This is a genomic window from Verrucomicrobiia bacterium, assembly GCA_035574275.1.
Classification (GTDB): Bacteria; Zixibacteria; MSB-5A5; order DSPP01; family DSPP01; genus DSPP01.
Genome location: DATLYY010000022.1, coordinates 113,415 through 128,708, shown reverse-complemented (window position 1 = coordinate 128,708; position 15,294 = coordinate 113,415). Strand labels below are relative to the sequence as shown.

At 54.3% G+C, this 15,294-nt stretch carries 16 protein-coding genes, 2 tRNA genes and 1 other RNA gene; 4 read left to right on the top strand and 15 right to left on the bottom strand.

The genetic code is table 11. The annotated features are described in order from the left end of the window. Positions 1–12 precede the first annotated feature (12 nt). The 11 genes from VNL73_04245 to VNL73_04195 form a co-directional block, all read right to left on the bottom strand. Positions 13–855, bottom strand: coding sequence for an MBL fold metallo-hydrolase (locus VNL73_04245; protein ID HXF48622.1), 843 nt, complete (start codon positions 853–855; stop codon positions 13–15). Next, complete coding sequence (locus tag VNL73_04240) at positions 855–2,015, bottom strand: acyl-CoA dehydrogenase family protein (GenBank protein ID HXF48621.1); 1,161 nt, start codon at positions 2,013–2,015, stop codon at positions 855–857. Before VNL73_04240 ends, VNL73_04245 begins: the two co-directional genes overlap by 1 nt. Before the next feature lie 19 nt (positions 2,016–2,034). Then, the gene (locus tag VNL73_04235) at positions 2,035–2,454 is read right to left on the bottom strand and encodes a cobalamin B12-binding domain-containing protein (GenBank protein HXF48620.1); all 420 of its coding nucleotides are present in this window, start codon (positions 2,452–2,454) and stop codon (positions 2,035–2,037) included. Between the two features lie 160 nt (positions 2,455–2,614). Then, entirely contained in the window at positions 2,615–3,994 is a 1,380-nt protein-coding gene (locus tag VNL73_04230; GenBank protein ID HXF48619.1) for a tryptophanase, read from the bottom strand. Next, positions 3,991–4,548 carry a transposase gene (locus VNL73_04225; protein ID HXF48618.1) on the bottom strand — a complete coding sequence of 186 codons (558 nt, stop codon included), beginning with the start codon at positions 4,546–4,548 and terminating at the stop codon, positions 3,991–3,993. Before VNL73_04225 ends, VNL73_04230 begins: the two co-directional genes overlap by 4 nt. Continuing rightward, positions 4,545–4,994 (bottom strand): hypothetical protein, encoded by a 450-nt coding sequence (locus VNL73_04220; protein ID HXF48617.1) that lies wholly within the window; start codon positions 4,992–4,994, stop codon positions 4,545–4,547. The genes VNL73_04225 and VNL73_04220 overlap by 4 nt, the downstream gene beginning before the upstream one ends. 16 nt (positions 4,995–5,010) lie before the next feature. Beyond that, the gene (locus VNL73_04215) at positions 5,011–6,789 is read right to left on the bottom strand and encodes a methylmalonyl-CoA mutase family protein (GenBank protein HXF48616.1); all 1,779 of its coding nucleotides are present in this window, start codon (positions 6,787–6,789) and stop codon (positions 5,011–5,013) included. A gap of 27 nt (positions 6,790–6,816) precedes the next feature. Next, positions 6,817–7,782, bottom strand: coding sequence for a methylmalonyl Co-A mutase-associated GTPase MeaB (gene meaB, locus VNL73_04210; GenBank protein HXF48615.1), 966 nt, complete (start codon positions 7,780–7,782; stop codon positions 6,817–6,819). Beyond that, on the bottom strand, positions 7,779–9,512 hold the full coding sequence (recJ, locus tag VNL73_04205; protein HXF48614.1) for a single-stranded-DNA-specific exonuclease RecJ: 1,734 nt from the start codon (positions 9,510–9,512) through the stop codon (positions 7,779–7,781). Before recJ ends, meaB begins: the two co-directional genes overlap by 4 nt. A gap of 89 nt (positions 9,513–9,601) precedes the next feature. Beyond that, positions 9,602–9,951, bottom strand: an RNA gene (rnpB, locus tag VNL73_04200) — RNase P RNA component class A. Continuing rightward, complete coding sequence (locus VNL73_04195) at positions 9,952–10,533, bottom strand: LemA family protein (protein HXF48613.1); 582 nt, start codon at positions 10,531–10,533, stop codon at positions 9,952–9,954. Positions 10,534–10,644: 111 nt separating this feature from the next. Between VNL73_04195 and VNL73_04190 the strand changes: the two genes are divergently transcribed. From VNL73_04190 to VNL73_04175, 4 genes are all read left to right on the top strand, one after another. Then, positions 10,645–10,727, top strand: a tRNA-Tyr gene (locus tag VNL73_04190). Positions 10,728–10,911: 184 nt separating this feature from the next. Further along, the gene (locus tag VNL73_04185; GenBank protein HXF48612.1) at positions 10,912–11,181 is read left to right on the top strand and encodes a GIY-YIG nuclease family protein; all 270 of its coding nucleotides are present in this window, start codon (positions 10,912–10,914) and stop codon (positions 11,179–11,181) included. Continuing rightward, positions 11,159–11,232, top strand: a tRNA-Gly gene (locus tag VNL73_04180). Before VNL73_04185 ends, VNL73_04180 begins: the two co-directional genes overlap by 23 nt. 12 nt (positions 11,233–11,244) lie before the next feature. Then, positions 11,245–12,291 (top strand): glycosyltransferase, encoded by a 1,047-nt coding sequence (locus tag VNL73_04175; protein HXF48611.1) that lies wholly within the window; start codon positions 11,245–11,247, stop codon positions 12,289–12,291. A 30-nt stretch (positions 12,292–12,321) separates the two neighbouring features. On the opposite strand, the gene VNL73_04170 is transcribed toward VNL73_04175, so the two are convergent. The 4 genes from VNL73_04170 to VNL73_04155 form a co-directional block, all read right to left on the bottom strand. Next, positions 12,322–12,756 (bottom strand): UPF0158 family protein, encoded by a 435-nt coding sequence (locus VNL73_04170; GenBank protein HXF48610.1) that lies wholly within the window; start codon positions 12,754–12,756, stop codon positions 12,322–12,324. After that, complete coding sequence (locus VNL73_04165) at positions 12,753–14,267, bottom strand: GntG family PLP-dependent aldolase (protein ID HXF48609.1); 1,515 nt, start codon at positions 14,265–14,267, stop codon at positions 12,753–12,755. The genes VNL73_04170 and VNL73_04165 overlap by 4 nt, the downstream gene beginning before the upstream one ends. Before the next feature lie 153 nt (positions 14,268–14,420). After that, positions 14,421–14,621: a cold shock domain-containing protein gene (locus VNL73_04160; GenBank protein ID HXF48608.1), complete on the bottom strand. Its 201-nt coding sequence runs from the start codon at positions 14,619–14,621 to the stop codon at positions 14,421–14,423. A gap of 223 nt (positions 14,622–14,844) precedes the next feature. Beyond that, positions 14,845–15,288 carry a hypothetical protein gene (locus tag VNL73_04155; GenBank protein ID HXF48607.1) on the bottom strand — a complete coding sequence of 148 codons (444 nt, stop codon included), beginning with the start codon at positions 15,286–15,288 and terminating at the stop codon, positions 14,845–14,847. Positions 15,289–15,294 lie beyond the last annotated feature (6 nt).

Below are 15,294 nucleotides of genomic sequence, written 5' to 3'. Positions count from 1 at the left end.
AAATTTTCATATTCAATTCAAATTCACCGGGACAGCCACCAACTTACCATCTTTTTCTTCTAAGCGGCCAATTTTCACCTGCAAATCATGGTCGAATGCGATCAGGGTACCTTCGGACGCGAATTTGGGGACCAGTTCCCGCTTGACCTTCATTGTCTCTCGCGGGAACAAATCGACTCCGGCGACATAGGCGGTGCGAATGTGAAAACGGGAGGGAAAAATATCGGCATAGTAAACCAAGGTCGAACCGCCATCCGAGATTATGCAGCCTTGGTGGCCGGGGGTGTGGCCGCCGGTCAGGCGCAACGTCAAACCGGGAAGAATTTGCGCTTCGCCGTCGAACAGTTCAACCAGCTTGGCCTCCTCTAAAGCGGCCAAATCATCCGGCAGATAAACAGCACCAGTGCGCTCGTCCGGTTTTTGGGCGTCCTCCCATTCTTTTTTTTGAATCAGGTGGCGGGCCTTGCGAAAAACCGGCGCTTTGTGGCCGTTTTCCAATCGAACCGCCCCGCCCAGGTGGTCGGTATGCAGATGGGAAAAGAAGACGAAATCGATGTCGTCCGGCGAAAAACCCAGCCCTTTCAAACCGGGGAGCATATTGGAGGGGGTCCAACAACTGTAAACTTTTCTATCCTGCTCGGTCAGAGCGTCTCCCAAACCTGTATCTAAAAGAATATTTTTGCCGTGGGCGCGGATGACATAGAGGTTGTTATCCATTGGAATCCGGTTCTTGTCATCCGGGGGAATCAATTTCTGCCACATCGTTTTGGGGACGACCCCGAACATCGTGCCGCCATCCAGATGAAAGCGGTTTTCGACGAAATGAAGGACTTCAAAGCGGCCGACTTTCAGCACTACCTTCCGCCCAGATAATGCCCCGCAATGACCAGCCGCTGGATTTCGGAGGTGCCTTCGTAAATTTCGGTAAGGCGCTGGTCGCGGTAGAGCTTTTCCATTATGGTGAACTCGCCGATGTAACCGTAGCCGCCGTGGATTTGCATGCCCCGGTCGACGCAGAATTTGGCGGTCTCCGTGCCGTAGAGCTTGGCCTGCGAGGCCTCAATGGTGAATTTCTGGCCGGAGTCCGCAATCTGGGCCGCTTTATAAGTCAACAAGGTGGCTGCTTCCACCCGCGTGGCCATATCGGCTATCATCCATTGAATCGCCTGCAGTTTGGCAATCGGCGCGCCGAAGCAGACCCGCTTGCGGGCATACGCGATGGATTCATCCAATGCCCGGCGGGCGATGCCGACCCCCTGCGCGGCGACGTCGATACGCGCGCCGTCCAGGGTGGAAAGAGCGTAGCGGAAGCCCTTGCCCCTCTCCCCCAGCAAAGCCGAAGCGGGAACTTTGCAGTTTTTGAACCACTGCCGGCCGGTGGTGGCGGCCTTCATTCCCATTTTGTATTCGAGCGTTTTGGCTGAATACCCTTCCAACTTGTCCGTCTCCACAATCAGGGCGGACATCCGGCTCGATTCGGAGCCCTCTTCCGCTATTTTGCAGAAAACGACGCTGACGGTGGCCACGTCACCATGCATAATGAAAATCTTTTCGCCATTCAGGATGTAATGGTCCCCTTTGGCAATGGCGGTGGTCTTTTGGTTCCCCGCATCGGAGCCGGCTTCCGGCTCGGTCAAGGAGAAGGCAATCACCGTTTCACCGGTAATCGCTTTGGGAAGATATTTCTTTTTCTGCTCCTCGGAGCCGAAGGCGGTGATGGGATGCATCGCCAATTCGCTGACGGCCGGCAGGAGCGAAGTCGGGGCATCCCAGTAAGCCAGTTCTTCAATAAGCGTGGCGTATTCCAAGGCGCTTTTTCCCTGGCCGCCGTATTCCTTTGGCTGGAAGTAGCCGATGTAGCCCGCTTTTCCCAATTTGCGAAAAAGCTCGTACGGAAATTTTTGCGGCTCGGGCCGGCGGTCCAGCTCGCGGGCGACGGGCAAAATCTCTTTTTCGCAGAACTGGCGGACTTCATCCCGGATTGCTTGCTGGCGCGGGTCTATGTTGTATGGCATTCATGCCCTCCAAGTGGTTTCAAAACAATGCTTCTTCTTTACGCTTTTGCCCGGGGAGGGCCTTTTTCAAATAGTCGACAATGTCGTTGACCGAACTGCCGGGGCCGAAGAGTTTTCCCACCCCCATTTTTTCCAATTCTTCAATTTCTTCCTTGGGAATGATGCCGCCGCCGAAAAGCAGGATGTGTGAACTGTTACGTTTCTTCAAAAGCTCCAGCACCTCCGGAAACAGGGTCATATGCGCGCCGGAAAGAATGGACATCCCGATGGCGTTCACGTCTTCCTGCACAGCGGCATCTACGATCATTTCGGGGGTTTGGCGCAGGCCGGTGTAGATGACTTCGAACCCGGCATCCCGCAGGGCAGCGGCTATGACCTTCACCCCCCGGTCGTGGCCGTCCAGACCCGGTTTGGCCAAGAGAATCCGGTATTTCTTCATAGCCCGCAAAGATAATGGCAAGGGGGCACTTGCGCCATAGGAAAAGGGCAGGCACGGGACCTGCTCCTACAAAATCACCCCCTCCGGCGCTACGCGCCTCGTCCCCCTTAAATACAGGGGGACAAAAAGGCGAGGTGACCTTGCCCCTACAAAAGCAAATTTATTTTACTGGCTCGAAATGGGCGGTGAAGTGGCGCAGGAACGGCGGTTCTTTGGTGATTTTGAGACCCCGGATGGAATTGCGGCGGTTCCAGATGTTTTCGATGATTTCGACACAGTAATCGACATGACTCTGCGTGTAAACGCGGCGGGGCAGGGCCAAACGGACAAGTTCCATTTCGGCCGGTATCAATCTTTCAGTTTGGGGGTCTTTTTTGCCGAACATCACGCTGCCGATTTCGACGGCGCGGATGCCGCCCTCGATGAAAAGCTCGGCCACCAACGCCTGGCCGGGATACTGTTCGACCGGAATGTGAGAGAGCATGGCCTTGGCGTCAATGTAGATGGCGTGGCCGCCGGGGGGCTGGATAATCGGCACGCCGATGGCGGTCAGTTTTTCGCCAAAATAGGTCATGCAGCGGATGCGGTATTTCAAATAATCCTCCTCCAGCACTTCGCGCAGACCGACGGCAATGGCATCCAAATCCCGGCCGGCCAGACCACCGTAGGTGGCAAAACCCTCGGTGAGAATCAATAAATTCCGGGCGGCGGTGGCCCATTCTTCATTATTCAATGCCAAAAAGCCGCCGATATTGGCGAGACCGTCTTTTTTGGCGCTCATTGTGCAGCCATCGGCATAGGTGAACATTTCGCGGGCAATGTCGTAGACCCGTTTATGCGCGTATCCCTCCTCGCGCAGTTTGATAAAGTAGGCGTTTTCGGCGAAGCGGCAGGCATCGATGAAAAGCGGGATACCGAACCTTCGGCAAATTTCCCGTGCTGCCTTAATATTTGCCATGGAGACCGGCTGGCCGCCGCCGGAGTTGTTGGTGACCGTGAGCATCACCAAAGGAATGTTTGAAGGGCCGATTCTCTTGGTTGTTTCTTCCAATTTCTGTAAATCAATATTTCCCTTGAAGGGGTGAACGGCGGAGGGGATTTTCCCTTCCGGGATGACCAAATCGAGGGCTTCCGCCCCGGTGAATTCGATATTGGCGCGGGTGGTGTCGAAATGAGTGTTGGAGATAATGGTTTTTCCCTTCCCCCCTATTATGGAAAACAGGATTTTCTCCGCCGCCCGGCCCTGATGGGTGGGGATGATTTGCGAAAAACCGAAGATTTCCTTGACCACCGCTTCGAAGCGGAAAAAGCTCTGCGCGCCGGCGTAGGACTCATCCCCCCGCATCATCGCCGCCCATTGTTCGGAGGACATCGCCGAGGTGCCGCTGTCGGTCAATAAATCGATAAGCACGTTTTCGGCGTGGATGAGAAACGGGTTGTAGTGCGCCTGTTTTATGATTTCTTCCCGCTGGGCATGGGTGGTCATTTTAATCGGTTCGACCGATTTGATTTTAAACGGTTCGATGATGGTTTTGGTCATAATCCCAATTTACGATTGATACGATCCGGATTCTCCGCATCAACCATCCATTTTTCTGGATTGTAAACGATGTAATCGTGGATTTTTTTCCAATCGTCCTCATTCCGAATAATATGCTCATAATAATTGCGCTGCCAAACGACATTCCCGGGCGTACGGCGAAGGTCGTTAATCCGTTTTGTAACGGCGGATTTGAATGAGCGTATGACTGTCGATAACGCGCCTGCAACCGGTTTCCCGAATCGGGAAACCGTAGGGGCACGGCGCGCCGTGCCCCTACATTCGTCATTGATGACGATTATACCGTGAAAATGATTGGGCATGACAACGGATGTGCCCAATTCAATACATGGTCGTAATTCGGCGGTTTTTAGCCACTCTTCTTCAACCACACAACCAAATGGGTTCAATTGCACCTTTCCATCCATCACCTTTCCAAACAAGCATTCACGGTTCAGGGTACATATGGTAACAAAGTAGGCACCAGCTTGAGAATAATCGTAGGCGGGTAGGCGGATGGAACGGCGGCGCAAATTCTCAGACAACGCTCTCAACGATAGGCCCTCAACAAACTAAACCCTTTCTCATTTCTATACCGCTGGAAAATATTCCATTTTATAGAGCGGGTTGAAGGGGGAATTCTCAAAGTCACTTTGTCAACATTCTTCCCACCTTTATTTATCTTTCCAAACACTCTTACGCTTCTTGATGGCATAATCCAATAATCACCGCTCTTCTCTGTATAGAAAACAAAATAGAAGTTTTTTCTGGCTTTAAAGGACAACGGCGCAAATGTATGACTTTGCTTGGCATCTTTGGATCTCGCTTTTATTTGAATATCTAGATATTTTCTGTTAGGTAAGCGTAAAATGCAATCAATTTGTTTATTATCAATCAACGTCACATATACATCAAAATCCTCACTAACCAACTTGGCAATCGCTGAAAATTCCTGCTGCTTTCCAAAAGAGGCGGAGCTTTTGCTTAAGGCAGTATGCATCCCCCGATCACTCGATTCAAATAATCGCCGGTTCGGTGTATTCGCCGAAGACCTCTTTCAAAGCGTCGCAGATTTCCCCTTCCGTGGCGTAGGCCCGGGCGCAGTCCAAGATGCGGGGCATCGTGTTTTCCGTTCCGGCGGCGGCTTTCTTTAAGGCGTCCAAGGTTTGCCGGACACGAGCGTTATCCCGCCGGGCACGGACTTTGGCAACGGCTTCGCACTGCTCCCGCTCCACACGGGGCTCGATTTTAAGGATGGGGATTTCGATTTTCTCATTTTCGAGGGCGAATTCGTTGACCCCAACAATGATGCGCTCCTTTTTCTCGATTTCCTGTTGATACTGGTAGGCCGCGCGGGCGATTTCCCGCTGGAAATACCCCTCTTCAATTCCCTTTAAAACACCCCCCCGGCGTTCGATTTCTTCGAAATACTTTTCGGCTTCTTCCTCCATTTTGTCGGTCAACGACTCGACATAGTAGGAGCCGGCCAGAGGGTCGATGACGTTCGGGACGCCGGTTTCGTAGGCCAAAACCTGCTGGGTGCGGAGCGCAATAAAGGCCGCTTTTTCGGAAGGCAGGGCCCAAGTTTCGTCCATCGAGTTGGTATGGAGCGATTGGGTGCCGCCCAAAACGCCGGCCAGCGCTTCGTAGGCGGTGCGGACGATGTTGTTTTCCGGCTGCTGGGCCGTCAACGAACAGCCGGCGGTTTGCGTATGGAAGCGCAGAAGCCAGGATTCCTCTTTTTTGGCTTTGTACTTTTCCCGCATATGCCGGGCCCAGATGCGGCGGGCGGCGCGGTATTTGGCGATTTCCTCGAAGAAATCGATATGGGCGTTGAAGAAGAAAGACAAGCGGGGGGCAAAATCATCCACGTTTTGGCCGGTGGCGATGGCCGCTTCGACGTAGGCAAAACCATCCGCCAGCGTGAAGGCCAGTTCCTGCACGGCCGTTGAACCTGCCTCGCGTATATGATAGCCGGAGATGGAAATGGTATTCCATTTGGGGACGTTCTTGGTGCAAAAGGCCATCATATCGGTAATCAAGCGGATGGAGGGGCGCGGCGGATAAATCCACTCTTTTTGGGCGATGTATTCCTTCAAAATATCGTTTTGCAAGGTGCCGCGAAGCTTGGTAAACGGAACTCCCTGCTTTTCGGCCACCGCGAGATACATCGCAAAGATGACCGAGGCGGGGGCGTTGATGGTCATCGAGGTGGAAACCTTCCCCAAATCGATGCCGTCGAAGATGATCTCCATATCCGCCAGCGAATCGACCGCCACGCCGCAGACCCCTACTTCCCCCTTGGAGCGGGGATGGTCGGAATCGTAGCCCATTAAAGTAGGCAAATCAAAGGCGACCGAAAGGCCGGTCTGGCCGTGCTCCATAAGATAGTGATACCGTTCGTTGGTTTCTTTGGGGGTGCCAAAACCGGAGAACTGGCGGAAGGTCCAGAGCCGTCCGCGATAGCCCGCCGGGCGGATGCCCCGGGTGTAGGGATATACGCCGGGGAAGTTCAGCTTTTCAAAATAGTCGAAATGTTTCAAATCCTCCGGCGTATAAAGCGGCTTCGGTTCGTCGGAGGAGACCGACATAAACTTTTTGGAATAGTCGGCCTGCTTGGCGTACTCTTTTTCCCATTGGGCCTTTGCGGCGGCTACTTTCTTCAGCAGTTCCGGCGCGTGATACGGCAACCCCTTGGACGCTTTTTTGGCGGATGCCTTGGCACGGGCGCGCGCCACGGTTGAAATTTTCTTGAGTTTTGATTTGGAAGCCGGTCTCTTTTTGGTTTTCAGCATCTATTCCTCCGTTCCCCAGCCCGTAAGTTAACGCAATTGGCCGTCCGCCGCCAGCAGTTCCTCGACCGCGGAATAGGGATCGACTTCCCGCTTCCAGACCTTTTCGACCAGTGTATCCAGTTCGATTTTCAAAACCGCCTCCGCCCGGGTGCGGATTTTCCGTTCCACCATCCCCAGAAGGGCGGCTTTTATCTGTTCCCTCCGTTTTTGCTCAAAAAGGTGATGCTCCAACGCAAATTTCCGGTATTCGTCAATGGTGTTCAAAAGAACATCAATGCCGACATTGTTGACGGCCTCGGTTGGCACGACCGGATAGCGCCAGTCCCCTTTTTTGCGTTTGAAGTTCAGGACCATATCCAGCTCGGCCGTCATTTTGCGGGAGCCCTCCCGATCGGCTTTGTTGACCACGAAAATGTCGGCGATCTCCATCAGGCCGGCCTTCATTGCTTGTATAGAATCTCCCGATTCGGGAACCAAAACGAGAAGCGTGACGTCCGCCTGAGAGGCGACGTCCAGCTCCACCTGTCCGACCCCCACGGTCTCGATGAAAATGAAATCCTTGCCGTAGGCGTCCAAAACGAGCGCCACGTCGCCGGTGGCCGCCGCGAGCCCCCCCTGCGAGCCGCGGGTGGCCATCGAGCGGATGAAGGCGGATTTCCGCTCGGAGGCCCCCTGCATCCGGACGCGGTCTCCCAACAAAGCGCCGCCGGTGAAAGGGGAAGTTGGGTCAACTGCCACGATGCCGACCGATTTTTTTTCTTTTAAATAATGCGTGGCCAGCTTGTCAACCAGGGTGCTTTTCCCCGCCCCCGGCGGGCCGGTGACGCCGAGGCGGAAGGCCTTGCCGGAGAGCGGAAAAAGTTCGGAAAGAATCTTTTCAAAGTTTTTCTCCCGGTTCTCGACCAGGGAAATCAACCGCGCCAGAGCGGTTTCATCCTTTTTTCTGAACCGTTCAAGAACTGTGGAGGAAGAAGTTGCAGCCCGGGGACTCATTGAAGCAGGCGGATGTCTTTCAAATGAAGCTGGATTTTCTTCTGCCCGTTCCATTCATTGAAATCGAGGGTATAGGCCAAATCGAGAAATCCGGAACGCTCGGCGACGGCGGCCAGCCGGGGCAGCTGGCTGCCCATTCCGAAGCCGATTGCCTCGTGCACCAAATTCCCCTGCCGGACACGGAACTTTACGTGATTGTTCCCCACCAAGGCAGGCAGACCGGCCAGTTCGAGCCCGCGCGTTACAAAAACCGGCCGGGAATTGGCGGGACCGAAAGGGGCGAACAACTCCAGCGTTTCGACCAGCCGGTCGTTGACTTCGTGCAAACCGACCTCCGCATCCACTTCCAAGCGCGGAATCAAATCCTCGTCCGAAAGCAACCGGGAGGAAACCTCGTTGATTTTGCGGCGGAACGGCTCAATTTCCGAACGGGCGATGGAAAGCCCGGCGGCGTACTTGTGTCCGCCGTAGCGTAAAAGATGGGAATCGCAGCATTTCAGGGCCTCGGTCAGATGAAAACCGGGAATGGAGCGGGCGGAGCCCTTTCCCTCCTCTCCTTCAATGGAAATCATAATGGTGGGACGGTGGAAACGCTCCACCAGACGGGAGGCGACGATGCCGATGACCCCCGGATGCCAGCTATCGGAAGCCAGAACGATGGCCCGTTCCTTGGTCAAATCGATTTCCCGCTCAACCCGCGCCAGCGCTTCTTCCAACGTGGCCTCGTCCAAGCTGCGCCGTTTGCGGTTTTCACCGTCCAGAAGCCGGGCGATTTCGCCGGCCGCTTTTTCATCCCGGGTGGTCAAAAGCCGGATCGCCTCCATGGCGCTCCCCAGCCGGCCGATGGCGTTGATGCGGGGGGCCAGAACGAAAACCACCTGCCCGGCGGAGATTTCCTTTCCCAAAAGCCCGGCCACAAAGGCCAGCGATTTCAAGCCCGGCTTGTTGGTGCGTCCGAGCGCCTGCACGCCAAAGCGGGACAGAATCCTGTTTTCGCCAGTCAGAGGGACGATATCTGCCAAAGTCCCGAGGGCAACCAAATCAAGATGCTCCTCCACCTCTTCCTGGCCCAAGTGAAGAAAGAGCGCCTGGGCGAGCTTGTACGCAATGCCCACGCCGGACAGTTCTTCCCCCAAAGGGGAATCTCCCAGTTTTGGATTGACGATGGCAGCGGCATCCGGAAGTTCAGAGGCCGGTTCGTGGTGGTCAGTGATGATGGTCCGGATGCCCAAGGAGTTGCCGAAAGCGATTTCCTTAACCGCCGTGATGCCGCAATCCACCGAAATGATCCAGCTTACACCCCGTTTTTGGGCTTCCAAAAACCCGTCTTCAGAGAGGCCGTACCCCTCCACGAGGCGATTGGGGAGATAGTAAGAAACCCGCGCCCCCAGCCGGGACAGAACGAGATACATAAGCGCGGTGGCGGTGATGCCATCCACGTCGTAGTCCCCAAAAATCATTATCGGCTCGTTTTCCCGGATGGCGCCAACGATAAGTTCCACCGCCTCCCGCATCGAAGGGAGCAAAAAGGGGTCGCAGAGCTCTTCCAGTTTGGGATGGAGGAACCGGTCGGCCTGCCCGGTGTTTTCAAAACCGCGGTTGGCGAGAATTTTTGCGATGGGGGAGGGAAGATCCAAATCCCGGATCAGGGGTTGGACCAAATCGGGAGGCGGCTCGGAGGGAAAAATCCAGCGGGTGTTCCCGGTTTTTTCAGCGGTTTCTGCTCGCATTTTCTTTCCCGCCGCCTAAATCGACGGGATACCCAAATTTAACATTTTTCAACAGATTGTTATCGAATATCAACCTGCCCCGTAAAATCTTAACCGGCCGGGCCGTAAGCCGGGTTTGGTTCTATGCCGTCATCCATCTGGGGTCTTTGTTGCCAAAAACCTCAAGCGGCCTACCCGCGGCCTTGGGCGAAGTACCCGCCGCTGCGCGGCCTTGCTCCCAAGCGGGTTTTCCCTGCCGCCCCGGTTACCCGGAGCGCGGTGAGCTCTTACCTCGCCATTTCACCCTTACCCCGGTTGCCCGGGGCGGTATGTTTTCTGCGGCACTATCCGTTCCGCCCGGATTAAACCGAACGGACCCCCGGCTAAGGGGGCTTGACTTCTTTGGAGCCCGGACTTTCCTCCCCCCGATTTCTCGGAGAGCGACGGCTCGCCCGGCCGGTTAAAATGTTACGGCGGGAACTTCCTTTTTGGCTTCCTCCGCCTCAAAATAGGTGGCCTGTGAAAAACCGAAAATTCCGGCCAGAAAATTGGTTGGGAAACGCTTGATTTTCTGGTTGTAGGTCAAAACAATGTCGTTATAGCGCTTTCGCTCAACGGCAATCCGGTTTTCCGTTCCCGCGAGTTCATCCAAAAGCCGGTTGAAACTTTCGTTGGCCTTCAGGTTCGGGTAATTTTCGGCTATCGCCAAAAGGCGGCCCAGCCAGCCGGAAAGCTCGGTATTGGCCTCCATTTTTGCCGCCGGCGTGGCGGCCGAAAACATGGCGGCCCGGGCGGCGGCGATTTTTTCAAAGAGCTCCCGTTCGTGGCCGGCATACCCCTTTACCGTCTCCACCAGGTTCGGTATCAAATCTCCGCGGCGCTGGAGCTGGTTGTCCACCTGGGCCCAGGCCGATTTTACCGACTCGTTGGAATTGACCAGCGAGTTGTAGGTTCCCCAGAGCGTCCCGCCGACGACCAAAAGCAGAAAGACCAGAACCCCCACGACGATTAAGGTGGCCATCAGGCCTTTGCCAACCGGCATTGCAAAAATATATCCTTATTTGAGGCGGAAGTCAAAGCGCCTGTTAACCGGCCTCAAGAGAGCATATATTTCTTGACAAAGGGCTTCAATTTTTATTATTCGCTGTGTGCCGGAGAGGTACCCAAGCGGCCAACGGGAGCAGACTGTAAATCTGCCGGCTTACGCCTACGGAGGTTCGAATCCTCCCCTCTCCATTGAATTTGTCAGTATTCGAAAAGTTGTCAATCGCTTTTGAAAGGGTTGAATATATTCTACCCCTACACCGGTTGCGGAATACAAGGTTAAACCGTTAATTTGCTAAACATCGCGGGAGTAACTCAGCTGGTTAGAGTCACCCGTACGGGTTGGTCGCGGGTTCAAGAGGCGTCCAGTTGGCAAATGGGTTACTACTTATATATTTTACGCAGCCGGATAGATGGAAAACTGTACGTCGGACAGACAAAGAATCTTGCCAGACGTTTGGAACTGCATAATCTTGGTGCGGTAAAATCCACACGGCGCAGGATGCCGTTTGATTTGGTCTGGGCTGAAGAATTTTCGAGCCGCGGCGAAGCCATTAAGAAGGAGCGGTTCTTAAAGAGCTTAGAGGGAAGCACCTTCAAGAAAGCCCTGGTAGAAAAGTTCTGCGGGAGTAACTCAGCTGGTTAGAGTCACAGCCTTCCAAGCTGTTGGTCGCGGGTTCGAGTCCCGTCTCCCGCTTTTTTTATTTCCGTGAAAATTCTCTATTTGGCCCATTCCGGCAGCCCGCATACGCAAAAGTGGGTGCGGCATTTCGTGCGGCGGGGGGATGAGGTCCACGTCGCCAGTTTGGTCAACGAACCGATTGAGGGAGCCATCGTTCATCCCTTTCGGCGGCCGACTGGAACCAAGCTGGATTACTTCTTCAACATCGGGTTGGTAAAGAAACTGGTCAAAGAATTGAAGCCGGATCTTCTTCACTCCCACTATGCCACGAGTTATGGATTCTTGGGGTCGAAAACCGGTTTTCACCCGTTTGTCATCACCGCTTGGGGAAGCGACGTTTTGGACTTTCCTCAATCCTTTTTAAAGCGAAAATGGCTCGGCTCCGTACTTTCCAAGACGGACGGCCTGACGGCGGCGGGGAAATTTCTGGCCGAAGCGACCGAGCGTTTGCTTACAAACTATAAAAAAGTGACGTTGACCCCCTTTGGTGTAGATTTGGAGGTTTTTCAACCGCGACTTACCAAGCAAAACAAGGATATAGTAATCGGGTCGACAAAAAGCTTGGAACCGGTGTATGGACTGGAATACCTGATCCGGGCTTCTGCAAAACTGCGAAATCCCGGCCTTAGACTCCTGCTCGTCGGCGACGGCTCCTTGCGGCCGAAATTGGAACGATTGGCAGCCGAATTAAAGATTAGCGACCGCTTGGAGCTTGCCGGGCGGGTAGCTCCAAATGAAATCCCTGCCTACTTGCAGCGAATGGACATTTTGGTCAATCCATCCCTGCGGGAATCCTTCGGTGTTTCAGTCCTGGAAGCGCAGGCCTGTGAAATCCCGGTGATTGCCAGCAATACGGGCGGCCTTCCGGAAGTTATGCGGGATGGGGTGTCCGGTTTTTTGGTGCCGCCGGAAGACGTCAATGCCCTGGCGGAGAAAATCGAGCTTTTGGTTTCCGACGAAAACCTGCGAAAACGGATGGGAAAAGCCGGAAGGGAGTTTGTGCGGAAAAACTTCAATTGGAGCGAAAACGTCAAGATCATGGAAAAACTCTACGAATCGCTTTTGAGGAAATAACGATCTGGCTTCACCATCGAGCCTCAAGCCTCACGCCAGTTGCAAGGTCAACCCCTCGCCTCTAAGTTTTCCGGACAGTTCCTCGAGATACTTCTCCCGCAAAAAGTTTTTCCAGTTCTTAAGCTCTTCGGGACGGTCGAAGAAAAGTTCATTCAGTTGAAAACGGGCAAACTTCCCTTTGAGCAATTCTTGTAATTGGGACTTTAGTTCCGCATCACCGGTTCGGCCGGCAAACTGGCGCACGAGATCCTTAAAGGAGGTCTCCGTATGCTTGGGCAGGGGGATGAAATTGGTGCGCTTGGCCAAATCGTGCGAGACAAAGTCGTAATCCTCCTGTCCGGCAATCGAGCGGGCGGCTGTTTTGCGAATTTTGCCGGTGTTCAAATCGAGGTAAAAGTGGGCTTCCGGCTCGTTGGAAGAAAGGGCCAAGTCGAGCTCCTTTTTGTCAATTAGAAGCTTTTTCACAACAAGTCCAAGGCAATCTGATTCTCCTTCATCCATTCCCGCAGGCGGGCTTCATCCCTTTCGCCGGAAAAGGTAAACCATTTGCGGCGATCCTCCGGGTAGGCCAACAGAACATCCTTGAAACGCCGGAAGGCCCCCTGTCCCTGCACGGCGGTGGAAAGTTTTTCCTTCAAGCCGGCATCGCCGACACCGGCGATAAAATCGAGCAGGTCCTGATAGCCGTCCCGGCTCCGCTTCTTGGGAAGAAGAATGTAGTCCTCCTCCGATTGATACAGTTCCTGTCTTTCCTCCTCGCTGCTCCGGTCGGTCAAAAGGTGAATACGGCCCGTGCGCAACGAAAGATAATACTCGTTTTCCAGCCGTCCGTCGGCAAAGGCGCTTATCAGCTCCGCCAAATCGGCCCGCACCCGGCGGGCGGCATAGGGAGTCGGCTTTTCGGTCTCCGGTGTTCCGGAGGGGAAGGCTGCGGGGACGCGAATGGGTTCGAAGTGGCGGCAGAAAACCTCCAGCACCTTATCAATGTCCTCCCGGCCTACATCCAGATGGCAGACGGCGCGGATGCGGGTGGGGCCGAAGGGAACGACCCGCACACCCTCTTCCCTCAACCGGGCAACGACGTCCGGAACAGATTTGCCGGATGGTTTTAAATCCACTATGACAATGTTGGTTTGAACGGAATCCAGATCGACCTGCAAACCGGACAGGTTTGCCAGACCGGTGGCAAGGTGCCGGGCATTGGCGTGGTCCTCCGCCAACCGGGCAAAATTGTGCTCCAAGGCGTACAGCCCGGCGGCGGCGAGAATCCCCACTTGGCGCATGCCGCCTCCGAACAACTTCCTGACTTTGCGGGCTTTGGCTATCGTCTCCTTATTGCCAACCACCATAGACCCCACCGGGCAGCCAAGCCCCTTGGAGAGACAGGACATCACCGTGTCAAAAGGAGCGGCCCAGTCGGCCAGCGGAATGCCGGTGGCGACCGAGGCGTTCCACAAACGGGCGCCGTCCAGATGCAGTTTCAACTGACGGGTGACGGCGACCTGCTTGATTCGTTTGAACTCATCCAGGGAGGCAATCGTCCCTCCGGCGCGGTTGTGCGTGTTTTCCACGGCCACCACGCGTGTGGGAGGTAAGTGCAAATCAGATCCGCGCACGTGAGATTCAATTTGCAGGGCGGTCAAGTGCCCCCGCTCCCCTTTTAACGGATGAACGAGAAGACCGGAGAGGGCGGCCGGCGCACCCACTTCGTAATTGAAAATATGCGAGTTTTCATCCAAGAGCAGTTCGTCGCCGGGACTGCTTAAAACTTTAAGGGAAATCTGATTCCCCATTGTCCCGGAAGGGACGAAAACGGAGGCCTCTTTGCCGAAAAGTTCGGCTACTCGTTCCTCCAGAATTTGGACGGTCGGATCGTCCCCGAAAACATCATCCCCCACTTCGGCTTCGTACATCGCTCTTCGCATGCCGGGGGAGGGGCGGGTGACCGTGTCGGAGCGCAAATCGATTGCCTTCATAGATACCTCAAATTTGTGATTTAAGCTTTAAGGTTGGTTCTGCCTTCTCTGTTATTCCTATTGGTCTAACCTATTTGTAAGACTTTATTGACTTGATCGGTAAAACAAATCCCCCACAACCTTGGAGGTTGTGGGGGATTTGGCCCGTACGGGTCAGAGTTTCATTACGTTGGTGGCCTGTTTTCCTTTCTCGTTGGCTTTCACTTCGTATTCGACCTCTTCCCCTTCCACTAACGTCTTGTACCCTCTCCCCTGTATGTCCGTGAAATGGACGTACAGTTCTTCACCTTCCTGGTTGGTTATAAAGCCATACCCCCGAGTCTCATTGAACCACTTGACTCTGCCTTTGGCCACGGCCAAACCTCCTGTATTGGGTTAAGGTTGAACGGTTTCTGGAGTCCACCTTCCTTCACTAAAATAAAATCTAATCGGAGAAAAAAGGATGTCAAGGGGAAAAAATTTTCAGTAACCCGTTTGTGGACAAGCGGTTGTATTGGCACAAAAAAATTGAGTCCGGTCTCCATAGGAAAAAATGACAACGCGGTCAAAAAACGGTCGTTTAAAAGAAGGTATTTGGTTATAGCCGTTGTACGGCGGCCAGAAAAATGGCCGTTGCGAGCGGGACGGACAGGTTGTCATCAAGATTCAGCGGCAGGAGTTCCACAAAAGCGGCCAGCGCAGCCGCACAGAGTTTTACCCAAAACGGCAACCCCGGTACAAACGGCGAAATTACGACACAGGCCAGAAAAAAAGCGAGGCTCCCCTCCCAGGTTTTATCAAAAAGCGGGTGGCGTCCAAAGCGGCGGCCGACCAGCGCGCCAGCCACGTCCCCCACGACGATATACAGAAGGGAAAGTGCGGCCGCCTCGCGGCTGAAAAAAAGAACCAAAAGCAAGGCGGCCAGCAAAAGAAAACTGGATCCGGAGAGATTGCCCTGTTCTTTCGGCCGAAACAGAACCACCAGATGGCGCCAGCCTCGCGTCTCTTTTGGAACGTAATGCCGCAGCAGATCGAGGCCCAAAGAGCC